The following is a 24,169-nucleotide window of genomic DNA, read 5'->3' on the forward strand; positions in this document are numbered from 1 at the left end:
CCCGGACAGGCACGTACTAATGGCCCGCATGAGCGCGCCCCCTCTCCCCTTGTCCGGCATCACCGTCGTCAGCCTGGAGCAGGCCGTGGCCGCCCCGTACGCCACCCGGCAGCTCGCCGACCTCGGAGCGCGCGTGATCAAGGTCGAGCGGCCCGGGGAGGGCGACTTCGCCCGCCGGTACGACACGACGGTGCACGGGCACTCCAGCTATTTCGTGTGGCTCAACCGGTCCAAGGAGTCCCTCACGCTGGACCTCAAGGATCCGCGGGGCCGCGAGATCCTGCACCGACTCCTCGACGACGCCGACGTGTTCGTGCAGAACCTGGCGCCGGGCGCCGCCGACCGCCTCGGTCTGGGTGTCGAGGCACTCGGCGAGCGGTGGCCACGGCTGATCCCGTGCACGATCTCCGGGTACGGCACGTCCGGGCCGTGGGCCGACCGGAAGTCGTACGACCTGCTGGTGCAGTGCCAGACCGGTCTGGTGTCGCTGACCGGGACGCCCGACGAGACCGCGCGGGTCGGCATCTCCGTCGCCGACATCGCCGCCGGGATGTACGCCTACAGCGGCATCCTCACCGCCCTGTTCACCCGCGCCACCACGGGTACGGCCCACCCGGTGGAGGTGTCCCTGTTCGAGGCGCTGGCGGAGTGGATGGGCCAGCCCGCCTACTACACGCAGTACGGCGGCAGCCAGCCCCGGCGGCTGGGCACCCAGCACCCCACCCTCGCGCCGTACGGCGCCTTCACGGCCGCCGATGGGAGGCAGGTGCTGTTCTCCATCCAGAACGAGCGCGAATGGGCCGTCCTGTGTGCGGAGTTCCTCGGCCGGCCCGAGCTGACCGACGATCCGCGCTTCGCGACGAGCTCCGCCCGCGTGGCCCATCGCGACGAGCTCAACGCCGTCGTCGCCGAGCGCTGTGCCCGCTCCGGCGCCGAGGAGATCCTCAAGGACCTGGAGTCCATCAACATCGCCTGCGCCGGGGTCAACGACGTCGCCGCGTTCCTGGACCACCCGGTCCTCGCCGGCCGCGACCGCTGGCGCGAGGTGGCCGTGCCCGGGGGCGCGACCGTGCGGGCCCTGCTGCCGCCGGCCGACCTCGCGGGAGTGCCCGCGCGGATGGAGCCGGTGCCGGCGGTGGGCGAGCACACCGAGGCGATCCTCGCCGAACTCGGGCGTACCGGCGAGGAGATCGAGGCCTTGCGCGCCGACGCCGTCATCTGAGGCACGGCCACCTGAAGGGGTCACCTGAGGGGGCGGAGTACATCGGCGGCCCGATGTCACCAGGTTCGAGGCGGGGTACGCGACGCCCGGGTAGGCGTAGGCGGGGTGATCCGGGTCGCAGACGTGGGTGACCGGGCCGAGGCCGCCTCCCGCCCGACGATCGAACATCCGCAGGTGGGCCTGCCGACACTGGAGTGCGACCTGCTCCGCGTCGAGGGCAACGACCTGCGCATCCTCGTGTATTCGGCCGAGCCGGGCACCGAGGCGGCCGAGAAGCTGGCGCTGCTCGCCGTCCTCGGCACCCAGTCGCTGGTCTGACCGAACGCGGCGCGCCCCGCGTGCGTCACAGTGTCGGGACGGCTCGACGCCGTCCCCGCTGCCGCGTCCATCGCGAGTCCGTTCGGGGGAATCCATGCGTACGACCACCTCACGCACCGTCCAGTTGCTCACCGCGCTCGGGCTGCTCACCGCCGGATGCGGCGCCGGCCCGGCAGGCTCGGGCGCATCCGAACCGGCGCCGCAGACCAGGCCCCGCGCCCTCAAGGTGGCCAAGGCGTGGGACGGTTCACCGGCCGCCGAGATGTGGAGCAGGGGCTACTACCCGATGGCGGACCCGGTCCAACTCCCCGAGGACGCCTTCCACAACGACGCCGACAAGGAGGCGTACCTCACCCAGAACTTCGTACTGCGCGGTGACCTCCCCGAGACCCCGAAGGAGCATGCGAAGGTGACATGGCAGGACGGTGGCTCGCTCACCTTGCCGTTCATGGGGGCGCGGGAGGCGTACGAGAAGCTGGACGGCGACGACTCCCCCGCGCCGCGCCTCACCGTGACCGGGGCGAAGCTGAGCGAGACGACGCTGGCCACCAGCCGCGGCCCGGCCACCGTGCCGGTCTGGCTGTTCACCATCGAGGGCTACGACACCCCGCTCACGCAGGTCGCCCTCAAGCCCTCGAAGCCTCCGAAGCCGCCCATCGGACCGGTCGACCAACTCAGCGACGATCTGTGGGAACTCGACAAGGTGGTCGAGGTGGCCCCCGACGGCAGGTCCGTCACGGTACTGGCCCACCACGGGGCCTGCGACGACGGACCCGCCGTGGACGTGCTGGAGACGGACGGCAGCGTGGTCCTGTCCGGCCACATCGTCGGAACGAGCGACGGTCCCTGCACGCTCCAACTACTGGCAAAGAAGGTGACGGTCGAGCTGGACCGCCCGCTGGGCGACCGAACCCTGCTGGACGCATTCACGGGCCGTCCCGTGCGCGGCACCGACTGAGTCGCTGTTGCTGTAGGGGACTCGTCGTACGTCACCTCGTCAAGGCCGCCCTGGCCGCCGTGAGGGCCTGTTCCGCGTAACTGCGGCCGAAGAGGACGGCGTGCACCAGGAGCGGGAAGAGCTGGTGCAGGGCGATGCGGTCGGCCCAGCCGTCGGCCAGGGGGGCCGTCCGCTGGTAGCCGTCCAGGATCCGGTCCAGGTGGGGGCAGCCGAAGAGGTGCAGCATGGCCAGGTCGGTCTCGTGGTGCCCGCCGTGCGCGGCCGGGTCGATCAGCCAGGCGTGCCCGTCGGCGCCCCACAGGACGTTGCCGTTCCAGAGGTCGCCGTGCAGCCGGGCGGGCGGTTCGGCGGGGCCCGCCAGTTCGGGGAGCCGCTCGCAGACCTGCTCGATCACGGGCGCCTCCGCACTGCGGACCGTGCCGTCGTCGACCGCGCGGCGCAGGTACGGCAGCACCCGGTGCTCGGCGTACCAGCGGGGCCAGTCGGGGCCGGTGACGTTGCGCATCGGGGCGAGCCCGATGTACGCGTCCTCCGGGCCGCCGGGCGGTGGGGCGCCGAACGCGGGTGCGCCGGCGGCGTGCAGGGCGGCCAGGTCGCTGCCGAGGTGTTCCGCCGCGTCCGCGCTGGGCCGACCGGTCGCCACGCGGTCGGTGACCAGCCACTGCCCGTCATGGCCGTGCACAACCGGGATGCGGACGGCGTGGGCGTCGGCCAGCCAGCGCAGCCCCGCCGCCTCCGCCTGAGCGGCGCGGTGGCCGTCGCCGCGCTTGACCATGACCATTCGGCCGCCGTCGAGGGTGACTTCGGCGAGCGCCCCCGAGAGCGGTCGCTCGTCGGTCACCGCAAGCCCGGTGAACCGCGCCGCCGTGGCACCCGGGCCCTCGCAGGAGTTGTGCACGGCGATCAGGGTACGGCGGCCTGCGACCGTACTGAAGTCACTTGGCCAACCGTCGGCTGGTCAACTGTCGGCGGCCGCCTTCTTGATCGCCTCGCGGATCCGGGAGTAGGTGCCGCAGCGGCAGACGTTCTCGATCCGGTCGATCTCGGCGTCCGTCGGCCGGGGCGTCTTCTTCAGGAGGGCGGCCGTGGCCATGATCTGGCCCGGCTGGCAGAAGCCGCACTGGGCCACGTCGCAGTCGAGCCAGGCCTGTTGGACGGGGTGGAGCTTGTCGCCGTCGGCCAGGCCCTCGATGGTGGTGACCTTGCGGCCGGCGCAGTCGGCGACCGGGACGACGCAGGGCTGGATCTCGTCGCCGTCGAGATGGCTGGTGCAGGCGCGGCAGGCGCCCACGCCGCAGCCGTACTTGGGGCCGGTGACGTTCAGCAGGTCGCGCAGCACCCACAGCAGGGGCATGTCGGCGGGTGCGTCGACGGTGACGCGCTTCCCGTTGAGGGTGAAGGAGTAGGACGGCATCGGTACCTTCTCGAAAAGTGGCTCGGAAAGCCGAAGGCGGCTCAGAAGTCGAGGGGGAAGCGGCGCGGCTTGGTGCCGGTGGCCCGGGCGTAGGCGTTGGCGACGGCGCCGGCCGCGGCCGGGACGCCGAGTTCGCCGGCTCCGCCGGGATCGCGCCGGGAGGGCATGATGTGCGCCTCGAAGTGCTGGGGGGCGTGCCGCTGGCGGGCGTAGTGGAAGTCGGCGAAGCTGCTCTCGCGGACGGCGCCCCGGTCGATGTGCAGCCCGGCCCGCAGGATGGTGGAGATCCCGTCGACGGCCGTGCCCATGAGCTGGGCCTGAAGGCCACGCGGGTTGACGGCCGTTCCCACGTCGGCCGCCATCACGACCTTGGTCACCCGAGGGTTCTTCGGATCGACGGCGTCGATCTCGACGAGGCAGGCCACGCAGGAGCCGTACTCCTCGTGCAGGGCGACGCCCTGGGCGTGCCCCGCGGGCATGGTGCGGCCCCACTTCCCGGCGGTCGCGACCTTGTCCAGTACGGCCTTGACGGTCTTGCTCCGCAGTGTCGTACGGCGGAAGGCGACCGGGTCCTTCCCCAGGCTGCGGGCGACCTCGTCCACGACGATCTCCTCGGCGGTGCGTACCGTGCCGGAGTCCACCGAGCGCCAGGCTCCGAGCGGGATCGCGAGGTCGACCGAGCCCGAATCGCCGGACAGGCGGCCGAAGTTGTAGAGGCCGCTGTCGCTGTGGAGTGGGGCCGCCGCGGGAGCGCGTACGGCGGAGCGCGCGCCGCCTTGAGTGGACAGGCCCTGCTTCTCGAAGGACTCGTTGACCGAGGCTGTCGCGTGGGCGAAGGCCACCACTCTGCCCTGGGCATGGCTGGCCCGGATCCGGTGGTGGGTGGCCGGGCGCATTCTGCCGTGCCGGATGTCGTCGGCCCGGCTCCACATCAGCTTCACCGGCCGGCGTGCCTTCTTGGAGATCAGGGCCGCCTCGATCGCGGCGTCGTAGTTCAGGCGGCGCCCGAACGAGCCGCCACCGCGCAGGACATGGACCCGGACCTTCGACACCGGCAGTCCGGTCACCGAGGCGATCTCCTCGCGCGCCGACTGCGGCGTCTGGGAGGAGAACCAGATCTCGGCCCGCTGTGCGCGTACGTCCGCCACCGCTGTGAGCACCTCCATCGGTGCGTGGCTGACGAAGGCGAACTCGAACTCGGCCTCCGTCTGCGCGGATCCGCGCGGCGGGGTGTCCAGCTTCGGGACCGCGGCGCGCAGCCGGGAGCGGATCTGGGCGTCGGAGAAGGGCGCCAGTGGGCCCGGCGCCCACTCGATCCGGAGGGCGTCCTTGGCCTGGAAGGCGTGGTGGAAGGTGTCCGCGACCACGGCGACTCCGCCGTCGATCTGGATGACCGCGTGGACGCCGGGCAGGGCGCGGGCGGCCCGGGAGTCGACCGAGACGACCTTCCCGCCGATGGTCGGCGGCCGGGCCACGACCGTCGGCTTCGCTCCGGCCACCGTGAGGTCTCCGGTGTACTTCGCCTTGCCGGTGATGATGTCGCGGGCGTCGATGCGGGTGGTCGGCCGTCCGATCAGCCGATGCTCGGTCGCCGGTTTGGGCCGGGTCGACACGGTCGGCCGGGTGATCCGGGCGGCGCTCCTGGTCAGCGATCCGAAGGTGGCGGTACGTCCGTCCGGGGCGAAGACTCTGGTGCCCCGGGTGCGCAGCGTCCGCGCGGGGACGTGCCAGCGGCGGGCGGCCGCGGTGACGAGCTTGGCGCGGGCGGTGGCGGCCAGTTGCCGGGCCGGTCCGTACAGCGAACTGACCGAATTGGAGCCGCCGGTGAACTGGTTGCCCTCGCTGCGGGCGTCCGCGAGCGGGATGTCCACGTCGGCGAGCCGGGCGTCCAGCTCCTCGGCGATCATCATGGCGACGGCGGTGGTGACACCCTGGCCGACCTCGACGCGCGGCAGCCGTACGACGACCCTGTTGGCCGGGGTGACCTCGAGGACGAGCATCTCCGCGTCGGTGCCGGTCACCAGGACGTCGGACGATCCACGGCCGCCGTTCGCGGGTTCCTCGGCGCCTTCCGCGGTCGAGCCGTCGCAGCCGAGCGGGGCCGCGACGGTCAGGGTGGTCGCCGCGAGCGAGTAGACCACGAACTGGCGGCGGGACAACTGGCGGGCCAACAGGCGCTCCTCTCCGTGAACCCGGGCTGGTTCGATCTGTATGAGGGGCCGGTGCACTCCGGGGTTGCGCCGGTTGGCCGCTGCATCGATTACCGCATCGATCACCGCGTCGGTTGCCGCATGGAATTACGGCGCGAGTTGCCAGAGGTCGGTGCCCCACTCCAGCTGCCGTATGAGCTCGTCGTCGCCCGGCCGGTTCGCACTCGCGCCTCGGGGGCCGGGGCCCGCGGGGGTGTGGATGCCGCGGGAGATGTTGCCGCTGACGGTGATGTTGTGTTCCACGCGGGGGCGGCGGAGTGTCTCGTAGAGCCGGAGCGCGGCGTCGGTGTCCGGCGCGTCGCGCAGGGACTTGGCGAGGACGACGGCGTCCTCCAGGGCCATCGAGGCGCCCTGCCCGGTGGCGGGGGACGCGGCGTGGGCGGCGTCACCGATGAGCAGGGTCCGGGCGGAGCGCCAAGGCGTCCCGGTGGGGAGTTCGGTGGCGTTGGTGACCATGAGGTGGTCGGGGGTGGCCGCGACGAGGTCCGCGGCGGGAGTGGAGTCCTTGCGGAGCAGCGGCAGCAGCAGCTCGCGCCACCGGGCGGGGGTGCCGTGCGCGATGGCGTCGGCTGCCAAGGGGGCGTCGGAGACGCGTGCGAACCAGTACGTCTCCCCCTCGGGCGACACCGCGTACCCGAAGGCGACGGTGCTGCCGCGCACCATGGTGATGGTCTCGCCGTCGCCGGACCCGGGTGCGGCGCCGGTGTAGCCGTAGAAAACGTACTGGCCGGCATAACCCGGCCGCGCCTCGGGGGCGGTGAGCCGGCGGACGGTGGAGTTCAGGCCGTCGGCGCCGATGAGCAGGTCGCCGGTCCCCGTGCTGCCGTCGGCGAAGTGGGCGGTGACGCCGTCCGGGCCGTCCTCGACCGACGTGAGGCGGGTGCCGTGCCGCAGGGCGATGCCCCGGCGCTCGACCTCGGCCTGCAGGGCGGCGTTGAGGTCGCCGCGGCGCAGGCACCGGTATCCGAGGTGCGGGGTGGCTGCCTCGCCGAGCGGCATGTGGGCCACCTCGGCGCCCGTGTCGTCGAGGACCCGCATCGAGGTCAGCGGGAAGCCGATCGCGGTGACCGCCGCCGAGGCGTCGACCTGGGCCAGGGCGCGCATGCCGTTGCTCGCGAGCGTGAGGAATGCTCCGATGTCCTCGGCGGAGTCGGGGTGCGCCTCGTGCACCGCGACGTCGAATCCGGCCTTGTGCAGGGCAAGAGCCGCTCCGGCACCGGCGATCCCGCCCCCGATGACGATCAACCGCGTCACATCGGCCCCCTGGTACGCGTGCCGCCCCCCGTGAGCAGCAGCCGTCCTTCTTGGAACGTCCCGAGCGCGGTGCGGGTTCCCGAGCGGGCCGCCGATCGTTGTACAGCCCGGACCGATGACCTCCGGAACGGTGCAACCATTCCGTCGACCCGAATGTCTTGCCTAATATCAGACACACCACCCTTCTAGGGGATGCAATGGGACGAAACAGAACCGCATGGGCGACGACAGTCGCGCTCATGGCCGCCACGCTGGGTGTGGCGGCGGTCCCGGCCGACGCCACGACGGCCACCACCACCCAGACCACGGCCTGCCCCACCGGCTGGGGCAGTCAGGCCGAGACCCGCTCCGCCGCCACGTCGGAGTCGCTGACGAACATCAGGACCGGCCGGCACGCCTGCTTCGACCGCATGGTCGTCGACGTTCCCGGCGCGGGCACCCGCGGCCTCGGCTATTCCGTCAGGTATGTCAGCCGCCTCTACCAGGACGGTTCGGGCAACCACATTCCCGTCGGCGGCGGAGCCGTCATCGAGGTGCGGGTGGCCGCCCCCGCCTATGACCCCGACACCGGGCAGCCCACGTATCCCGTGCGTGCGGGTCAGCGCCTGAAGGGCGTCGACCTCACGGGCTACCGCACCTTCAGGGACGCACGCTTCGCCGGCAGCTTCGAAGGGGACACGCAGATCGGGCTCGGCGTCCGGGCACGGCTGCCGTTCCGGGTGTGGGTGGCGACCGACCGGATCGTGGTCGACGTGGCGCACAACTGGACGGGGGCGCGCTGAGGGCTGCATCTGGACCGGGCTGCGGGCGATCAGGGCTTCTGGGTGATCGAGGCGTCCCGCCCCTGGTATCCCCGTAGCTTCCGGTAGAGGGTCGCCCGGGCGATCCCCAACGCCGCCGCGGCGCGCGCCTTGTTGCCGCCGTGGCGGCGCAGCGCCTCCAGGATCGCGGCCCGCTCGGCGAGCTCCATCGGGCTGAGGTTGCGTCCCGCGGGCCCCTCCCGGACGGGATCGGGCAGTTCGCCGCGCCGCACCGGCCCGCAGACCCGCCGCCGGCTCGCCAACGCCCGTACGAGGTGGGCGAGTTCGGTGACGTTCCCGGGCCAGGGATGCTGCTCCAGGGCCCGCAGCGCCTCCAGCGTCCAGGTCAGCGGGGGGCTGCCGGGTGCCGGGCCGGGCACGAGGGCGGGGAGCAACTCCCTGATGTCCTCGGGGCGTTCACGCAGGGCGGGCAGGGTCACCGAGCGGGCCGCGAGGGTGTCGAGGAGGCGCTGCAGACATGGGCCGGGGGAAGGGCCGGGAGTGTAGGTGGCGACCAGGTGGACGTCGGGGCGTTCGTCGAGGAGGGAGTTGAGGGCGGCGACGTCCGGCTGGGCCAGTCGTTCGGCGTGCCGCAGGAGCAGCGGGCGGTCGCCGACCCTGCCCCAGCCTCCGGCCGGGAGGAGCCTCGTCTCGCTGCGTCCGTCGGTCTTGATGCCGAGTTCGGGTGATTCGGCGGCGTCCACGACCAAGGGGGCCATGCCGTCGAGGAGTTCGAGGGCGAGCGTGGTCTTGCCCGTTCCCCGCTCGCCCACGACGAGCAGGGGTCCCTTGGTGCGGGCCAGGGCCGTCGCCTGCGCGACAGCGTGCCGCCACGGCACCGAACTCCCCACCGACGCGCTCCCCGGACGCGGCGGCGACGGCGCCGGCTCCACGGCGCGTGGTGCGAGCACGGCGACCAGGCCGAGGGCGCGGCCCTCATGCAGTACCGGAGTGATCTCGACGGTGCAGCCGGCGTCCTCGGGAAGCGAGATCTCGTACGACTCACCGGCCGCCCTCCCGCTGCCCTTCCCGCTTCCCCTCCCCCACGCCCGCGCGCCCCGCTCCAACGCCTCCAGCACCTGCGGCGAGGCCAGGCGGGCCGCCGCCTCGCTGACCAGGCGGTTGCGGCCGTCCAGCGCGACGACCGCCCGCTCGCGCCCCCGCGCGGCCCGCTCGAACGCGTCGAGCAGTGCCCGTTCCGGGGTACGCGCGCGTGCCCGCAGTTCCGCCTCCACCGCCGTCGCGGCCGCCTCGGCGAGGGCGGCGCCGGGGTGCGGGCGGCAGCCGGCGCACAGGCCGGAGGCGACCGTGACGGTGCCGAGCGCCTGTCCCGTCTCAGGGGAGAGCAGCGGCACGCTGACCGCGGACACGTCCTGCCACAGGTCGAGGAAGTGCTCGGGACCGTGCACCTCGGCCCGGCGCCGGGTGCGCAGGGCGAGCGCGGCGCTGTTGTGGCCGACCTCCCGCTCGGACAGGTCGCGGCACGCGTCGTCGCCGGGCGCGCTGCCGGCCGACCACAGCACCCTCAGCCGTTCGTCGGTGAGCACGAGGGCCGACCGTCCGGTGTCGAGGGCCTGTGCGAGGCGCGTGAGCACGGGACGCGCCGCCTCCAGCAGGGGCGAGTCGACGGGGTGCGCCGACTCCCCCACCGAGCCGTCGAGATCCGGCCGTACGCCGAAGAACCGGGCGCGCCGCCAGGCCGCGACGACGTCCTCGGGGACGCCCTCCGGGAGCGGGCGCCCCGTCAGGAACCGTTCGCGCGCATGGCGGAGAGGGGCGAGGGCAGGAGGATGTTCGGCGGTGGTCATGGCACCGCTCACCGTATCCGGGGCGTCACGCGCGCGACGACGGTGGGTTGTCTCGAATTGAGACACCCATGACCGGCCACACCGCTCCATGATCTTGAAAGGTCGGAGTCCGTAGGCGTCTCCCGTCCTTATCTCCTGCCTCATCTCCTGGAGCGTTCTGTCGTGCACACCGTTGTCGAGACCGACGTACTGATCGTGGGCAGCGGCCCGGCGGGCGCGTCGGCCGCGCTCGCCCTGAGCACCTACGGCGTGCGCAACATGGTCGTCACCCGGTACGCGAGCCTCGCCGACACGCCCCGCGCGCACATCACCAACCAGCGGACCATGGAGGTGCTGCGCGATCTGGGCGTCGAGGACGAGGTGATCGCCAAGGCCACGCCCCAGCGCCTGATGGGCAACACGACCTTCTGCACCAGCCTGGCCGGCGAGGAGCTCGGCCGGGTGCGCTCCTGGGGCAACGACCCGCTGGTGCAGGCCGCGCACGAACTGGCGAGCCCGACCCGCATGTGCGACATGCCGCAGCACCTGATGGAGCCGGTGCTGGTGAACGCGGCGATCGCCCGGGGCACCGACTTCCGCTTCAGCACGGTCTACAAGTCCTTCGTCCAGGACGAGGGCGGAGTGACGGTCACCGTCGAGGACCGGCTGCGCGGCGACGAGTACACCATCCGCGCCCAGTACCTGATCGGCGCCGACGGCGGCCGGTCCAAGGTCGCCGAGGACGCCGGGCTGCCGATGGGCGGTCAGATGGGTGTCGCGGGCAGCATCAACATCGTCTTCGACGCGGATCTGAGCAAGTACACCGCGCACCGGCCCTCCACCCTCTACTGGGTGCTGGCGCCCGGCGCCACGGTCGGCGGCATCGGCGCGGGTCTGGTCCGCTGCGTGCGGCCCTGGAACGAGTGGCTGATCGTCTGGGGCTACGACGTGAGCGCGGGCGCCCCCGACCTCACCGAGGAGTACGCGCTGTCCGTCGTACGCCAGTTGGTCGGCGACGACGAGATACCGGTGACCATCAAGTCGTCCTCGGCGTGGACGGTCAACGAGATGTACGCGGAGACGTACGCCAACGGCCGGGTGTTCTGCGCGGGCGATGCCGTGCACCGCCATCCGCCGTCCAACGGGCTCGGCTCCAACACCTCCATCCAGGACTCCTACAACCTGGCCTGGAAGCTGAAGCTCGTCCTCGACGGCGTCGCCACGCCCAGCCTCCTCGACACCTACACCGTGGAGCGGGCGCCGGTCGGCAAGCAGATCGTGACGCGCGCCAACAAGTCCATCGCCGAGACCGCCCCGATCTTCGAGGCGCTCGACGGGCTCTCGCCGCAGACGCCCGAGCAGTTGTGGGCCAACATCGCCGCCCGCAAGGACGCCACCGAGGCGGCCGCCAAGCAGCGGGCCGCGCTGCGCGAGGCGATCGACTTCAAGGTGTACGAGTTCAACGCGCACGGCGTCGACCTCAACCAGCGCTACGCCTCCGCCGCGGTCGTCCCCGACGGCACGCCCGACCCCGGCTTCACCCGCGACCCCGAGCTGCACCACCAGCCCACCTCCCGCCCCGGTGCCAAGCTCCCGCACGCCTGGATCACCTCCGGGACCCGGACCCTGTCCACCCTCGACACCGTCGGCAAGGGCCGCTTCACGCTGCTCACCGGCATCGGCGGCGAGGCGTGGGTGCGGGCCGCCGCGGCCCAGCCCCTCGACATCGCCACGGTGGTCGTCGGACCGGGCCAGGAGTACGAGGACCCGTACGGCGACTGGGCGGACCTGAGGGAGATCTCCGACGCGGGCGCCCTGCTCGTACGCCCCGACGGGTATGTGGCGTTCCGGCATGCCGACGCGGCCGAGGACGCCGAAGGGTTGCTCACGCGCGCGCTGCGGCGGATTCTCGGGCACGGTTGAGATGAGCGCCCAGGAAGGAGCCGGCATGGGCGGCGACGACACGACGGTCACGGACGAGGTGGTCGCCAGTCTGCGGGGCACGGACGATCCGCGGCTGCGGGAACTGCTGACCGGGCTGGTCCGGCATCTGCACGCCTTCGCGCGCGAGACACGGCTGACGCAGGAGGAGTGGGAGCGGGCGATCGGCTTCCTGACGGCGACCGGGCAGGCCTGCACGGACACCCGGCAGGAGTTCATCCTGCTGTCGGACGTGCTCGGGCTGTCGATGCTCGTGGAGACGATCAACGAGCGACAGGGGCCCGGCGCCACCGAGTCGACCGTGCTGGGCCCGTTCCACATGACCGCCTCGCCGGTGCGTGAGCTCGGCGCGAACATCGACCTGGTGGGCGGCGGCGAGCCGTGCGTGGTGAGCGGGCGGGTGCTGTCCCGGGACGGCGGCCCGCTGCCCGGCGCGGTCGTCGACGTGTGGCAGGCCGACGGGAACGGCTTCTACGACGTGCAGCAGCCGGATGTGCAGCCTTCGGGCAACGGGCGAGGCCTGTTCACCGCGGACGACGAGGGACGGTTCTGGTTCCGTACCTGCGTGCCGAGCCCGTATCCGATCCCTACGGACGGACCGGTCGGCGGGCTGCTGCGGGCCACCGGACGGCACCCCTACCGGCCCGCGCACATCCATTTCATCGCCTCGGCCGCGGGGCACACCTCGGTGACCACGCACATCTTCGTGGCGGGGAGCGACTACCTGGACTCGGACGCGGTGTTCGCCGTCAAGCCGAACCTGGTCACGGACTTCGCCCCGGTCGACGAGCCTTCGGCGGCACGGGAGTTCGGCGTGGCGAACCCCTTCCGGCACGCCCGCTTCGACCTCGTACTGGAGCGCGCGTGAGGGACGTCCTCGACTTCTCCTACGAGGCCCCGCCCGTGCGGGTCGTCTTCCGGCCCGGCGCGGCGGTGTCCGCGACACCGGACGAGGTGGGGCGGCTCGGGCTGCGGCGGGTGCTCGTGGTGTGCGGGACGCGGGGCGCGGACACGGCGCGGGCGGTCGCGGACGCGCTCGGCCCCGTGTGCGTCGGGGTGCACGACCGGGCCCGGATGCACGTGCCCGTGGAGGTCGCCGACGTGGCCGTCCAGGCGGCTCGCGCGGCGGGCGCCGACGGGTGCGTGGCGGTCGGCGGCGGCTCGTCGATCGGGCTCGGCAAGGCGATCGCGCTGCGCACCGGCCTGCCGCTCGTCGCGGTGCCCTCCACGTACTCCGGCTCGGAGATGACCCCGGTCTGGGGCCTGACCGAGCACGGCGCCAAGCGCACCGGCCGCGACCCCAGGGTGCTGCCCCGCAGCGTCGTCTACGACCCCGAGCTCACCCTCTCCCTGCCCGTACCGCTCTCCGTGACCAGCGGTGTCAACGCCGTCGCGCACGCCGTCGAGGCGCTGTACGCCCCCGACACCTCGCCCCTGATCGCGCTGATGGCCGAGGAGGGCGTACGGGCGATGGCGCGGGCGCTGCCGACGGTGGCCGAGGAGCCGACGTCCCCGGAGGCACGCGGGCGCGCCCTGTACGGGGCCTGGCTGTGCGGGTCCTGCCTGGGCGCCACCACCATGGGCCTGCACCACAAGCTCTGCCACGTCCTGGGCGGCACCTTCGGGTTGCCGCACGCCGAGACGCACACGGTGGTGCTGCCGTACGCCCTGGCCCACAACGCGCCCGCCGCCCCGGACGCGGCCGCCGCGGTGGCCCGTGCCCTGGACGCGGTCGACGCGCCGACGGCCCTGTGGGAACTGGCCGGACGCCTCGGCGCGCCCCGCTCCCTCGCCGAACTTGGCCTCGGCGAAGCCGACTTGGCGACCGCCGCGGCGCAGACCGCGGGCGAGGCGTACGCCAACCCGCGCCCCGTCACGGCCGACGGCGTGCTCGCCCTCCTGCGAGCGGCGTACGAGGGCACACCACCGCCGACCGCGGCCGCCCACTGACCGTCCTCCCTCCCCCCACGCTCGAAGCCCCCCCCCACGCCGGAAGAAAGGTGATCGCCATGCCCCTCGGTCTGCTCAGGAGTCGAAACTCCCGGGGGAGTCGACGCTCCCGAGGGGCGCAAGGTGTCCCGTTGCCCGTGCCGGCCGGTGCCGGCGTCGTGGGCCGCGAGGTCCTGGACCCGGTGGGGCTGCCGATGCGCGGCGCCGACGTGACCGTGACCGCGCTGGACTCGCACCAGGTGGTGGCGTCCGGGACGACGGACCCGTACGGCCTCTTCTTCGCCGCGGTGCCCCCGGGCCGCTACAGCCTGATGATCACGGCCGAGGGTCTGACACCGCACCGGGAGACCCTGGACGTCGTCGCCGGTCCGCCGCTGCCCGCCATGCGCGTCCAGCTGACGTCGGCCCGGCAGCTGGAACTGCCGGCGGCCGGCACCTGGCTGTTCGATCCGCCGCACACGGCGATCCGGTTCATCGCCAAGCACGTCGGCATGGCCCATGTGCACGGCCGCTTCGAGCGGTTCACGGGCGGCATCCGGGTGGCGCCCGACATGACCGAGTCCCAGGTGTCGGTGCGCATCGACGCGGCCAGCATCACGACGGGCAACAACACCCGGGACAACCATCTGCGTTCGGCGGACTTCCTGGACGTCGAGCGCTACCCGTACATCGACTTCGCCAGCACGCGGTTCGCCTACCGGGGCGGCGCCAAGTGGACCCTGCACGGCTCGCTCACCATGCACGGAGTGAGCCGCTCGGTGGAGCTGGACACCACCTACCTGGGATCGGTCAACGGCGGTTACGGCGAGGAACTGCGGTGCGCGGCGCTGGCCAAGGCGGAGCTGCACCGGGAGGACTTCACCCTGAACTGGCGCAGCATGCTGGCCCGCGGGATCGCGGTCGTCGGTCCCACGGTCCAGCTGGAGCTGGACGTGCAGGCGATGTACCGCACGCACGACACGCCGACGCCGCCGGCCTAGCCGACGTCCCGCGCCGTCCTCACGGTCGGCTCCGGGCCGCTGTCAGACAGCTCACGCCCCGGTTACGAATCGCTCAACCTCTGGTTGCGGCGCGGTGATCGGGTGACCATGGGGTCATGACACCGGCCCAACGCGCCATGGAACGACTGGAAGTCTGGCCCGACCTCAGCTCGGGCCCGGCCAGTTGCGGCGCAGGACGGGCACTGCGCTCCGTCCACAGCGACATCGTGCACTTTCACTCCGACCGGGACGTGGACCTGCATCTGACGGTGTCGGCCATCCGGCGCTTCCATGACGACCTGCGGGAGTCGACCGCGATCCGGCTGGTCCCCGGCTCGGACTGGGTGACCGTCCATCTCGACTGCGACACGGACGTGGATCTGCTGATGAGCCTGGTCAGCGCCGCGCTCAAGGCTCACCAGAACCGGCCCTCCCCTGCCGGGCGCCCGGCAGGGAACGCGTGCAACTTCCGTCGTGTCACAGTGCTGCCCCGCGGATAGAGCCGGGACGGACGAGCGTCAGCTCCCGTGCACGGAGTCGTCCTCGCCCGCCTCCAGCAGGCCGGCGGCCGCGCCGACGATCCGGGGGTCGGCGGTGCCGACGACCTCCTCGTCCTTGTCGGTGTAGTCGAAGCGGGCCAGCACACTGCGCATGGCCTCGACGCGGGCCCGCTTCTTGTCGTTGCTCTTCACCACGGTCCAGGGCGCGTGCTCGGTGTCCGTCTCGCGGAACATGGCGACCTTGGCTGCGGTGTAGTCCTCCCAGCGGTCCAGCGAGGCCAGGTCCATGGGGCTGAGCTTCCACTGCCGTACGGGGTCGACCTGGCGGATGGTGAACCGGGTGCGCTGCTCGCCCTGGGACACCGAGAACCAGAACTTGATCAGGTCGACGCCGTCATCCACGAGCATGCGCTCGAAGGCGGGCGCCTGCCGCATGAAGCGCCGGTACTCGTCGTCCGTGCAGAAGCCCATCACGCGCTCCACACCGGCCCGGTTGTACCAGGACCGGTCGAACAGCACGATCTCGCCGGCGGTCGGCAGATGCTCGACGTACCGCTGGAAGTACCACTGGCCGCGCTCACGCTCGGTCGGCTTCTCCAGCGCCACGACCCGGGCGCCGCGCGGGTTGAGGTGCTCCGTGAAGCGCTTGATGGTGCCGCCCTTGCCGGCTGCGTCCCGCCCTTCGAAGACGATGACGAGACGGCGCCCGGTCTCCTTGATCCAGCTCTGCAGCTTCAGCAGTTCGATCTGCTGCAGACGCTTGTGCCACTCGTACTCCGGGCGCTCCATGCGCTGCTGGTACGGGTAGTTCTCACGCCAGGTGTCCACCGGGCTGCCGTCCGGCCGGATCAGCACGGGGTCGTCCTGATCGGTGTAGTCGACGCGCAGCCCTGACAGCAGTTCGGTGTCCATACACACCCATGGAAGCGAGCGCTTTCATACAGTCGGCGAACCCCAGGCAAAGATCACGTATAGGTGATGTCCGACGAGCTGTACCGGCAGTGCGACCCGTCCGGGCCGCTGCCGGTCTCGCTGGGCTCGGCACCGGAGTCGTTGCCCTGGAAGCGGGCGCAGACGGTGATGTCCCGGCCGCCGTCGCCGACGATCCGCACGCCCGAAAGGGTCGCCGTGTCGCCGTAGTTGGTGTTGATTCCGGCGAGGGCGTTGCCGGGGCCGGTCGCCTTCACGTTCCTGATGACGACATGCCGTTGGTACTGCGTGTCGCAGTTGCCGCACGAGCGGTACAGCTTGCCGTAGTCCTCGACCTGGAAGCTCTCGATGGTCAGGGTTCCGGCGCCGTTGTGCTGGAAGACCTTGTCGTCCGCCTTTCGCGCGCCACCGCCGATCACGAGGTACGTCGCCGACGCCGACGTGCCCTTGAAGGTCGCCGCGTCCTCGCCCACGTCCTGCCACCACACGTTCCGCAGGGTGCAGCTGCCCAGGCAGTGCACGCCGTCGGCGGCCGGGGAGCCCAGGATCACGTTCTGCAGGGTGGCTCCGTCGGCGAGTTCGAAGAGCGGTCCCTGGTCCTCGTCCTGGCCGTCGCTGCCGAGGGCGCCAGAGCCGTGGAAGCGCTTGAGGCCGCCGTCGTAGCTGCCGGAGACCTCGATGGTGGTGGTCACCGGCTTGTCGGCGGTGGGGGCGGGCCAGGCGGCGAGGCGAGTGCCGGTCGACCGTGCCGGGGTGGCGGGCGCCGAGGGTTTGGGGCTCTTGCGCGGGGAGGCGGAGAGGGAGGGTGAGGGTGAGGCCTTCGAGGGTGACGGGGACGCCGAAGCGGATTTCGCGGGCGACGACGGCGAGGCGTTCAGTACGGCCGGTGTCCGGCTCGTGCGGCCGGCCCTGTCGTCCGCGCCGGGCCCGGAGGTGAACGAGGCAAGAAGTACACCGGCGGTGACGGCCACGGCTACGACGGCCGTCGCCGCGGCGCCGATCAGCAGGGGACGGCGGTGACCGGGTCTCTTGCGGTGCGATCCTCGGGTCGTTGCTCTCGTGCTCATGTGGTGGCTCTCGTTCGTCGATCGGGGAGGCCGGGGGCCCCTCGACCGGTCAGTCGCCACCGGGCGCGCAGAGGTTGCCGGTCAGTTTTCCGCCGAGGTCACCGCTGTTCGGCCTCCACGAGCCGGGCCAGGTTCGCGAGCGACATGCGCATGCCCGTCTCGTTGTCCTTCGGCGGCACGGCGTCGGGGACCCCCTCGTGGAGGATGAGGACGTCCGTGCCGCCGCCGTCCGCGTCGGTGAGGGTGGTGGTCATTCGCATCGTGCCGCGCAGCCCGGGGTCGTCGGTCTCGAACTCGACCTCCTCGACGACCCGTTCGTCCGGCACGAGTGTCACGAAGCGGCCGTGGTAGGTGTCGGTGTGCGCGTCCGACTTGCCCGTGCCGGTCGGCATGTCGTACGTGAGCGAGACGCGGAACGCCCCGCCTTCCCGGCCGTCGAACTCGTGCACATGCCCGGTCATACCGTCCGGTACCCGCCACTTGGCGACGGCGTCCGCCTCCAGCAGAGCCCGGTACACGGCCGCGCGCGAGGCGTTGACGTGCCGGGAGACCCGCGTCGAGTACATGGCCTCACGATAGTGGCGGGAGTACGGAACGGCAGCCGGACGGACCCGAACGCCACGAAGGGCCCGCTTACACCCGCCTCAGGGGGACTCCCAGTGCGCCAGGGCACGCATCGCCACCGCCGCCTGGGTGAACCCGTCCTCGCCGAGCAGCGTCCTCGCCTGGGCGTTGAACCGGTCGACCTCCGGCTGCGCGGCGTCGAGCGCGGCGGCCCCGTCGCCGGTCAACTCCAACACCACCGCCCGGTGTTCGCGCGGATGCGGCCGCTTGACGACCAGACCGGCCGCGGTGAGCCGGCCGACCAGCCCGGTGACGGCGGACTCGCGCAGGCCGAGGGCGCGGGCCAGCCGCTGCTGGGTGATGCCTGGCTCGTCACGGACCGCGAACAGCGCACCGAGCTGGGCTGTGGTGATCCCGGCAGCGGCCAGCAGGCGCCGGTCGGAGACGGTGCGCAGCTGGTGGGCCGCCCGCTGGAGCAGGAAGAACAGACGCTGATCGGGCTCGGGCATGGACCGATGTTGACAGACGTCGTGAGGTGGCGCCATCCTCACTTCACTGATGAAGTGAGGGGTGGGCGGCGTGAACGGGTCCCTCGACCTGGCGCACAACGCGCTGCCCTTCGCCGCGGAAGCCGCGGCCGGCGCCGGTGAGATGACCGCCGGTTCCACCATCGGCCCAGGGCACCATCGCCGTCACCAAAACCACGCGGGACGCCTGGCGCGACGCACCCCGCCCCTTCCTTTCGACCGCAGAGAGGCGGCAACCCGTGCCCGTCATCGACGCCTGGATGCAGCATCCGACGCTGCGCCACTCCCACCACGAGATGTTCGAGTCGCTGCGCCGGTGGACCGGCATGGAGCGGCTCGACAAGGAACTGCCCGTGGAGGTCACGGTGGCGGCGCTGGAGGCCGCGGACGTGGAGGTCGGCCTCACGGCCGCCTGGTACGGGCCGCAGGGCCCGCTGATCGACAACGACGAGGTGGCCGCCTTCGTCGAGCGGTCGGACGGGCGGCTGCGCGGCGTCGCGGGCGCCGATCTCGCGCGGCCCATGGCGGCGGTACGGGAACTGCGGCGCGCCGTCGAGGAGTTGGGCTTCGTGGCGCTGCGCATCATCCCGTGGTTGTGGGGGCTGCCGCCCACCGACCGGCTGTACTACCCGCTGTACGCGGCCTGCGTGGACCTCGGGGTGCCGTTCTGCACCCAGGTCGGGCACACGGGCCCGCTGCGGCCGTCGGAGACCGGGCGGCCCATCCCGTACATCGACCAGGTCGCGCTGGACTTCCCCGAGCTCACGATCGTGTGCGGGCACATCGGCCACCCGTGGACGACGGAGATGATCGCGGTCGCCGACAAGCACGAGAACGTGTACATCGACACCAGCGCCTACACCGTCCGCCGCTATCCGCCGGAGCTGGTGGAGTATCTGCGCGGTCGGGGCCGGCACAAGGTCCTGTTCGGCTCCAACTACCCCATGATCACGCCGAGTCGCGCGTTGGAGCACCTGGACACCCTGAACCTGGACGAGGAGACGCGGGAGCTGTTCCTGTACGGCAACGCCCGCCGCGTCTTCGCCTTCTGACTCCGGCTCAGGGGTTCAGCGCACCAGACAGGGCCGCTTCGCGTCGAAGGTCCAGCCGTCGATCAGGTACCGCATCCCGACGGCGTCGTCGCGGCCCGACAGCGCCTTCTCCTCGTACAGCTCCTGCGCCGCCAGGAGCCGGTCCCGGTCCAGCCGGACCCCCAGTCCGGGCGTGTCCGGCACGGCGACCTCGCCGCCGGTGATCCTGGGCGGCTCGACGGTGAGCCGTTCCCGTCCCTCCTGCCAGATCCAGTGCGTGTCCAGGGCGTTGTACTCCCCCGGTGCCGCCGCCCCGCAGTGGGCCATCATCGCCAAGGAGATGTCGAAGTGGTTGTTGGAGTGACACCCCCAGGTCAGTCCCATGGCGTTGCACAGCTGGGCGACGCGCACCGAGCCCTGCATGGTCCAGAAGTGCGGGTCGGCGAGCGGGATGGAGACCGACTGCAGGGCCAGGGCGTGGGCCAGTTGCCGCCAGTCCGTGGCGATCATGTTGGTCGCCGTGGGCAGCCCGGTGGCCCTGCGGAACTCCGCGAGGATCTCCCGGCCCGAGTAGCCGCCCTCCGCCCCACAGGGGTCCTCGGCGTAGGCGAGCGTGCCGACGAGGGGACGGCACAGCTCGACCGCCTCGCGCAGGGACCAGGCGCCGTTGGGGTCGAGGGTGATCCGTGCCTCGGGAAAGCGCTCCTTGAGGGCCTGTACGGCCGTGACCTCCTCCGCACCCGCCAGGACACCGCCCTTGAGCTTGAAGTCACGGAAGCCGTAGTGGTCGTAGGTGGCCTCGGCCTGCCGGACGATCGCCTCCGGGGTCAGCGCCTCCTCGTGCCGGATGCGGTACCACTCGACATCGGCCTCGGGATCGCGGACGTAGTCCAGGTCGGTCCGGTCCGGGTCGCCGACGTAGAAGAGGTAGCCGAGGACCCGCACGGCGTCGCGCTGCTTGCCGTCGCCCAGCAGGGCGGCGACCGGGACCTCCAGGTGCTGCCCGAGCAGGTCGAGGAGTGCCGACTCGACGGCGGTGACCGCGTGGACCGTCGTCCGCAGGTCGAAGGTCTGGGCGCCGCGACCGCCCGCGTCACGATCGGCGAAGGTCGCCTCGATCGCGCGCAGGACGCGCTTGTAGTCGCCCACTCGTGCGCCGACGACGAGGGATTCGGCGTCGCGCAGGGTCCGCGTGATCTTCTCCCCGCCCGGCACCTCACCGAGGCCCGTGCGTCCTTCGGAGTCCTCGATGACGACGACGTTGCGGGTGAAGTACGGGGCGTGCGCGCCGGAGAGGTTGAGCAGCATGGAGTCGTGGCCGGCGACCGGATGGACGGCGAACTTCGTGACGACGGGTTGGCTCATTGCGGGGCGGTGCCCTTCTCGTGAGTGACGACCGAGTGAAGAGGGGTGGAGAGGGGGGAGATGGTCAGAGGTTCATGGCGTCCAGGACTTGTTCCAGCACCAGTACGCCACCCAGACCGAGGATCGCCAGCACCGTCGTGTACGTCGCGCGCGCCTTGATCGCGTCCAGGACGGACAGGTTGAAGTACTCCTTGAACATCCAGAATCCCGGGTCGTTGACATGGGAGAAGGCGATCGAGCCGCAGGACACGGCGAGGACCATCACCTCGGGGTGGACGCCGCTGCCGGCAAGCAGGGGCAGCGCCACGCCGGAGGCGGTGACGACGGCGACCGTCGCGGAGCCGAGGGCGACACGGAGGATGGCGGCGATCAGCCAGGCCAGGACGATCGGGGAGATCGACCAGCCGTCGGTCGCGTCCTTGATGTAGTCGGATATCCCGCCCTCGACGAGGACGTTCTTGAAGGCACCGCCCGCGCCGATGACGAGCAGGATCATCGCCATCGCCTGGGCGGCCTCCTTGCACGAGGCGCTGACCTCGGCGAGGCTGCGGCCGATACGCGGGCCGAACGCCCAGACGGCCACGAGCAGGGTCAGCAGCAGGGCGATCGGCGCCGAGCCGATGAACGCGACGAAGTGCAGCAGGCCGCTGTCCCCTGAGGCGGTCAGGTCGGTCACGGCGGCCCCGGCGATGAGGACGACGGGGAGCAGGGCGATGGACAGCGACCAGCCCAGGCCGGGCATCTCGTCGTCGTCGAAGACCCGCTCGCTCACCAGGCCCTTGGGGATGGCGGGGTTCATCGCGCGGACGAAGGGCAGTCGCGGCCACAGCAGGGCGATGAGCGCGCCGACCGGGACGGCGATGAACAGGCCGTAGAACAGGGTGAGTCCGACGGAGGCATGGAAGGTGGCGGCCACCGCTGTGGGGCCGGGGTGCGGCGGCAGGAAGCTGTGCATGGTGGACAGGGCGATCGACATGGGCAACCCCACCCACAGCAGGTTCGAGCGGGTGACCCGGACGAGGGTGAAGGCGATCGGCACGATGATCACGAAGGCCACCTCGTAGAACATCGTCACGCCGATGAGCATGGCCGTCAGCACCATGGCCACCTGCACCCAACGCGGCCCGCACAGATCGAGGAGCCGGCCGGCGATCCGCTGGGCGGCGCCGGAGTCGCCCATCACCCGGCCGACCATGGCACCGAGCCCGATGGTGAGCATGGTGTCGCCGATCTGGTCGCCGATGCCCTCGGCGAGGACGTCCGGGATCTTCTCCAACCCGATCCCCTGCACCAGGCCTACGCCCACGGCCACCAGGAGCAGGGCGGCGAAGCCGTTCAGCCTGAGCTTGGTCATCAGGACGAGCAGGACCAGAACACTGATCCCGACCACCACGAGCGGCATATTGCGGTTCTCCTTTGAACGTCGGCCGCGTTCACCCCGACGAACGGGGTCTTCATATAAAGACGTCGTCTACATATGAGGACGGAGATTATGTTTCGTGGCTGGTCGAGGTCAATGGGTCTGCGGCGCCGGATTCGCGGGCGCACACGCGCGCAGGATGTTCGGGGGCGGACGCGCACCGCGCTGGTTCACGAGGGCGGGCGCACCCGCGCCGATCTACCGGGCCCGCCAGCCGCTCCAGCGGACAACGGTGATCACGATCGCCGGGCCCGCCGGGGGCTGTTGCCGGTACTGGGGATACTTCTGCCGCAGCAGGCCGATGGCGACGGCGTACTCGTCGCGCGTCCTCTCGTCGGACGCGTCGGGCAGCAGGGTCCGGGCGTCGCCGTCGGCCCGGACCCACCACAGACGGTCCCAGTCCTCGTCGTACGCGTCCACGAGCAGACTGACCGTCGGGTGCGCGGCGATATCGCGTAGCCGCCCGAGCCGCTCGGAGCGCTTCGGCTTGCGGTCGACGGCGGTGACGATCCGGTCGCCGCGCCGGGCGAACACCACGGGCACCAGGTGCGGGCGTCCCATCGGGTCGACCGTCGCCAGTCGCGCGACCCGGGCAGCGGCGAACCGGCGGCGCGCCTCGTCCTCCTCCATGTCCGGCACTGTCCGCTCCTTCGGCCTCAGCGGTACGGGTGCCCTCACGCGGGTACCCCTATCGAGGTACGACCCCTCGTGGGACCGACCTCCTGGGCCTGGCCGGCCGAGCGGATCAGAGGTGAGTGCACATGGTCGGCGACACCGACGACGACATCCAGACACGGCGGCACGGTGCCAGCGGCCACCGGGCGGTGCCGCACACGGCCGACGTCCGCGTCGAGGCGTGGGGCGCGAGCCGGGAGCGCTGTCTGGTCGAGGCCGCGCTGGGCATGGTGGAGTGCTTCGCGGACGTGACGGCGGTACGGCCCACCTCGGTGGAGCGGGTGCGGCTCGAACAGGACAGCGACGAGGGCCTGCTGACGGCGCTCCTCGACGAGGTCGTCTTCCGCCTCGACGTGGACGGCCGGGTGCCCGTCGACCTGGAGGCCGACATCACGGACGGCGACCTCGACGTACGCCTCGCGCTCGTCGAACTGACGGACGTGGAGGTCACCGGCGCCAGCCCGAAGGGCATCTCCTGGCACGGGCTGCGCATCGGGCCGGACCCGTACGGGTGGTCGTGCGCGGTGACTGTGGACGTGTGAGGCCGTGACTGTGGGCGTGTAATCGCGTGGAAGAGTCGGCGGACGACCACAGGCCGCTTCGAAGCCCTGGTCGTCGTCGGTGTACTCGGGGATGTCCAGCGGCTCGCGCAGACGTGGGGAGAGGCAGAAGTGGAGGACGTCGGTGACCCGTTCCAGAATGATCTTTCCGCCGGTGTCCTGAGTGCAGAGGTAAAGGCCGATGAGGAGGCCTCTGAGGCGCAAGGTGCGGCGTCGGCCCCGCGGGAGGTGGACGAACTCCGCGAGCAGCGAAACGAGTTCGCTGTTGTCCACCTCCTCGATCGCTGCTTCGACGTCGGCGTCGTCGATGTACCTGCGCTGCGCGCGCATCGCATCGGGCGTTCGTGGCGATCGCTGGGCAGCCCGTGGGAGGTCGTCATTGGCCGCCTCGCAGCCCAGTATCTGTTCCGCCCGAACTCATGGACGGCGGCAGCGCACGCGCACATGCACATGTCCCTTTCCCTCACCGACAGCTGTCTGGCGAGTCCATCCGGCGGGAGCCTGCGGACAGGGCACAGGGAAGGACAGGTGGCCCGGCGGCGACAAGAGGACCCTGGAAAGACGCTGTTCTGGTAGGTAACGCCAGCGGGGGGCACATTGCCGCGTCAGCGACCATTCGGGCCCAGGTCACGCAAGGCGAATAGCAAGGGGATCCCGTGGTTCAGCTCAGGTCCCACGTCGACACGGGGTCTCGCA

22 protein-coding genes and 2 pseudogenes are annotated in these 24,169 nt (G+C 71.7%); 12 read left to right on the forward strand and 12 right to left on the reverse strand.

Features of this window, described 5'->3' with window-relative positions; genetic code table 11:
* The first annotated feature begins 28 nt into the window (after nt 1-28).
* The 3 genes and pseudogenes from ACTMVF_RS14580 (at nt 29) to ACTMVF_RS14590 (ending at nt 2,498) form a co-directional block, all read left to right on the forward strand.
* A complete protein-coding gene (locus ACTMVF_RS14580) occupies nt 29-1,222 on the forward strand; it encodes a CaiB/BaiF CoA transferase family protein (protein WP_441271435.1) in 1,194 nt (397 codons plus the stop codon).
* Nucleotides 1,223-1,366: 144 nt separating this feature from the next.
* Nucleotides 1,367-1,540 (forward strand): annotated as a pseudogene (locus tag ACTMVF_RS14585) (MmyB family transcriptional regulator); the annotation flags it as partial.
* A gap of 94 nt (nt 1,541-1,634) precedes the next feature.
* Entirely contained in the window at nt 1,635-2,498 is an 864-nt protein-coding gene (locus ACTMVF_RS14590; RefSeq protein ID WP_441271436.1) for a hypothetical protein, read from the forward strand.
* A 31-nt stretch (nt 2,499-2,529) separates the two neighbouring features.
* Here ACTMVF_RS14590 and ACTMVF_RS14595 read toward each other — a convergent pair whose 3' ends face one another.
* The 4 genes from ACTMVF_RS14595 to ACTMVF_RS14610 all read right to left on the reverse strand — a co-directional run bounded on the left by ACTMVF_RS14595 (nt 2,530) and on the right by ACTMVF_RS14610 (nt 7,376).
* Nucleotides 2,530-3,396 (reverse strand): fructosamine kinase family protein, encoded by an 867-nt coding sequence (locus tag ACTMVF_RS14595; RefSeq protein ID WP_441271437.1) that lies wholly within the window; start codon nt 3,394-3,396, stop codon nt 2,530-2,532.
* 60 nt (nt 3,397-3,456) lie between these two features.
* Nucleotides 3,457-3,912 (reverse strand): (2Fe-2S)-binding protein, encoded by a 456-nt coding sequence (locus ACTMVF_RS14600; protein ID WP_441271438.1) that lies wholly within the window; start codon nt 3,910-3,912, stop codon nt 3,457-3,459.
* 41 nt (nt 3,913-3,953) lie between these two features.
* Entirely contained in the window at nt 3,954-6,053 is a 2,100-nt protein-coding gene (locus ACTMVF_RS14605) for a molybdopterin cofactor-binding domain-containing protein (protein ID WP_441271758.1), read from the reverse strand.
* A gap of 156 nt (nt 6,054-6,209) precedes the next feature.
* Complete coding sequence (locus tag ACTMVF_RS14610) at nt 6,210-7,376, reverse strand: FAD-dependent oxidoreductase (RefSeq protein ID WP_441271439.1); 1,167 nt, start codon at nt 7,374-7,376, stop codon at nt 6,210-6,212.
* 197 nt (nt 7,377-7,573) lie between these two features.
* On the opposite strand from ACTMVF_RS14610, the gene ACTMVF_RS14615 reads away from it, so the two are divergent.
* Nucleotides 7,574-8,158, forward strand: coding sequence for an AMIN-like domain-containing (lipo)protein (locus ACTMVF_RS14615; RefSeq protein ID WP_441271440.1), 585 nt, complete (start codon nt 7,574-7,576; stop codon nt 8,156-8,158).
* Between the two features lie 29 nt (nt 8,159-8,187).
* Here the strand turns inward: ACTMVF_RS14615 and ACTMVF_RS14620 are convergent, their stop codons facing one another.
* Complete coding sequence (locus ACTMVF_RS14620) at nt 8,188-9,984, reverse strand: helix-turn-helix domain-containing protein (protein WP_441271441.1); 1,797 nt, start codon at nt 9,982-9,984, stop codon at nt 8,188-8,190.
* A 162-nt stretch (nt 9,985-10,146) separates the two neighbouring features.
* On the opposite strand from ACTMVF_RS14620, the gene ACTMVF_RS14625 reads away from it, so the two are divergent.
* The 5 genes from ACTMVF_RS14625 to ACTMVF_RS14645 all read left to right on the forward strand — a co-directional run bounded on the left by ACTMVF_RS14625 (nt 10,147) and on the right by ACTMVF_RS14645 (nt 15,334).
* The gene (locus ACTMVF_RS14625; protein ID WP_441271442.1) at nt 10,147-11,886 is read left to right on the forward strand and encodes an FAD-dependent oxidoreductase; all 1,740 of its coding nucleotides are present in this window, start codon (nt 10,147-10,149) and stop codon (nt 11,884-11,886) included.
* Nucleotides 11,887-11,911: 25 nt separating this feature from the next.
* Nucleotides 11,912-12,772, forward strand: a complete 861-nt coding sequence (locus ACTMVF_RS14630) for an intradiol ring-cleavage dioxygenase (RefSeq protein ID WP_441271443.1) — start codon at nt 11,912-11,914, stop codon at nt 12,770-12,772.
* Complete coding sequence (locus ACTMVF_RS14635; protein ID WP_441271444.1) at nt 12,769-13,854, forward strand: maleylacetate reductase; 1,086 nt, start codon at nt 12,769-12,771, stop codon at nt 13,852-13,854. Before ACTMVF_RS14630 ends, ACTMVF_RS14635 begins: the two co-directional genes overlap by 4 nt.
* 59 nt (nt 13,855-13,913) lie before the next feature.
* Nucleotides 13,914-14,834: a YceI family protein gene (locus ACTMVF_RS14640; protein WP_441271445.1), complete on the forward strand. Its 921-nt coding sequence runs from the start codon at nt 13,914-13,916 to the stop codon at nt 14,832-14,834.
* A 116-nt stretch (nt 14,835-14,950) separates the two neighbouring features.
* A complete protein-coding gene (locus ACTMVF_RS14645; RefSeq protein WP_441271446.1) occupies nt 14,951-15,334 on the forward strand; it encodes a luciferase domain-containing protein in 384 nt (127 codons plus the stop codon).
* 18 nt (nt 15,335-15,352) lie between these two features.
* On the opposite strand, the gene ppk2 is transcribed toward ACTMVF_RS14645, so the two are convergent.
* The 4 genes from ppk2 to ACTMVF_RS14665 form a co-directional block, all read right to left on the reverse strand.
* Complete coding sequence (gene ppk2, locus ACTMVF_RS14650; RefSeq protein WP_441271447.1) at nt 15,353-16,246, reverse strand: polyphosphate kinase 2; 894 nt, start codon at nt 16,244-16,246, stop codon at nt 15,353-15,355.
* 53 nt (nt 16,247-16,299) lie between these two features.
* Nucleotides 16,300-17,142: a pectate lyase gene (locus ACTMVF_RS14655; protein WP_441271759.1), complete on the reverse strand. Its 843-nt coding sequence runs from the start codon at nt 17,140-17,142 to the stop codon at nt 16,300-16,302.
* Between the two features lie 287 nt (nt 17,143-17,429).
* Entirely contained in the window at nt 17,430-17,897 is a 468-nt protein-coding gene (locus ACTMVF_RS14660) for an SRPBCC family protein (protein WP_441271448.1), read from the reverse strand.
* A 78-nt stretch (nt 17,898-17,975) separates the two neighbouring features.
* Nucleotides 17,976-18,404 carry a MarR family winged helix-turn-helix transcriptional regulator gene (locus tag ACTMVF_RS14665; RefSeq protein ID WP_441271449.1) on the reverse strand — a complete coding sequence of 143 codons (429 nt, stop codon included), beginning with the start codon at nt 18,402-18,404 and terminating at the stop codon, nt 17,976-17,978.
* Between the two features lie 257 nt (nt 18,405-18,661).
* On the opposite strand from ACTMVF_RS14665, the gene ACTMVF_RS14670 reads away from it, so the two are divergent.
* Nucleotides 18,662-19,474, forward strand: coding sequence for an amidohydrolase family protein (locus ACTMVF_RS14670; protein WP_441271450.1), 813 nt, complete (start codon nt 18,662-18,664; stop codon nt 19,472-19,474).
* A 15-nt stretch (nt 19,475-19,489) separates the two neighbouring features.
* Here the strand turns inward: ACTMVF_RS14670 and ACTMVF_RS14675 are convergent, their stop codons facing one another.
* From ACTMVF_RS14675 to ACTMVF_RS14685, 3 genes and pseudogenes are all read right to left on the reverse strand, one after another.
* Complete coding sequence (locus ACTMVF_RS14675) at nt 19,490-20,818, reverse strand: enolase C-terminal domain-like protein (RefSeq protein WP_441271451.1); 1,329 nt, start codon at nt 20,816-20,818, stop codon at nt 19,490-19,492.
* A 64-nt stretch (nt 20,819-20,882) separates the two neighbouring features.
* Nucleotides 20,883-22,235 (reverse strand): annotated as a pseudogene (locus ACTMVF_RS14680) (gluconate:H+ symporter); the annotation flags it as partial.
* Nucleotides 22,236-22,436: 201 nt separating this feature from the next.
* Nucleotides 22,437-22,877 carry a TIGR03668 family PPOX class F420-dependent oxidoreductase gene (locus tag ACTMVF_RS14685; protein ID WP_441271452.1) on the reverse strand — a complete coding sequence of 147 codons (441 nt, stop codon included), beginning with the start codon at nt 22,875-22,877 and terminating at the stop codon, nt 22,437-22,439.
* A 122-nt stretch (nt 22,878-22,999) separates the two neighbouring features.
* Between ACTMVF_RS14685 and ACTMVF_RS14690 the strand changes: the two genes are divergently transcribed.
* Both ACTMVF_RS14690 and ACTMVF_RS14695 read left to right on the forward strand, forming a co-directional pair.
* Nucleotides 23,000-23,455: an archease gene (locus ACTMVF_RS14690; protein WP_441271453.1), complete on the forward strand. Its 456-nt coding sequence runs from the start codon at nt 23,000-23,002 to the stop codon at nt 23,453-23,455.
* A 129-nt stretch (nt 23,456-23,584) separates the two neighbouring features.
* Nucleotides 23,585-24,049 (forward strand): hypothetical protein, encoded by a 465-nt coding sequence (locus tag ACTMVF_RS14695; RefSeq protein WP_441271454.1) that lies wholly within the window; start codon nt 23,585-23,587, stop codon nt 24,047-24,049.
* Nucleotides 24,050-24,169 lie beyond the last annotated feature (120 nt).

Source organism: Streptomyces sp. SD31 (genome assembly GCF_052068475.1).
GTDB lineage: Bacteria > Actinomycetota > Actinomycetes > Streptomycetales > Streptomycetaceae > Streptomyces.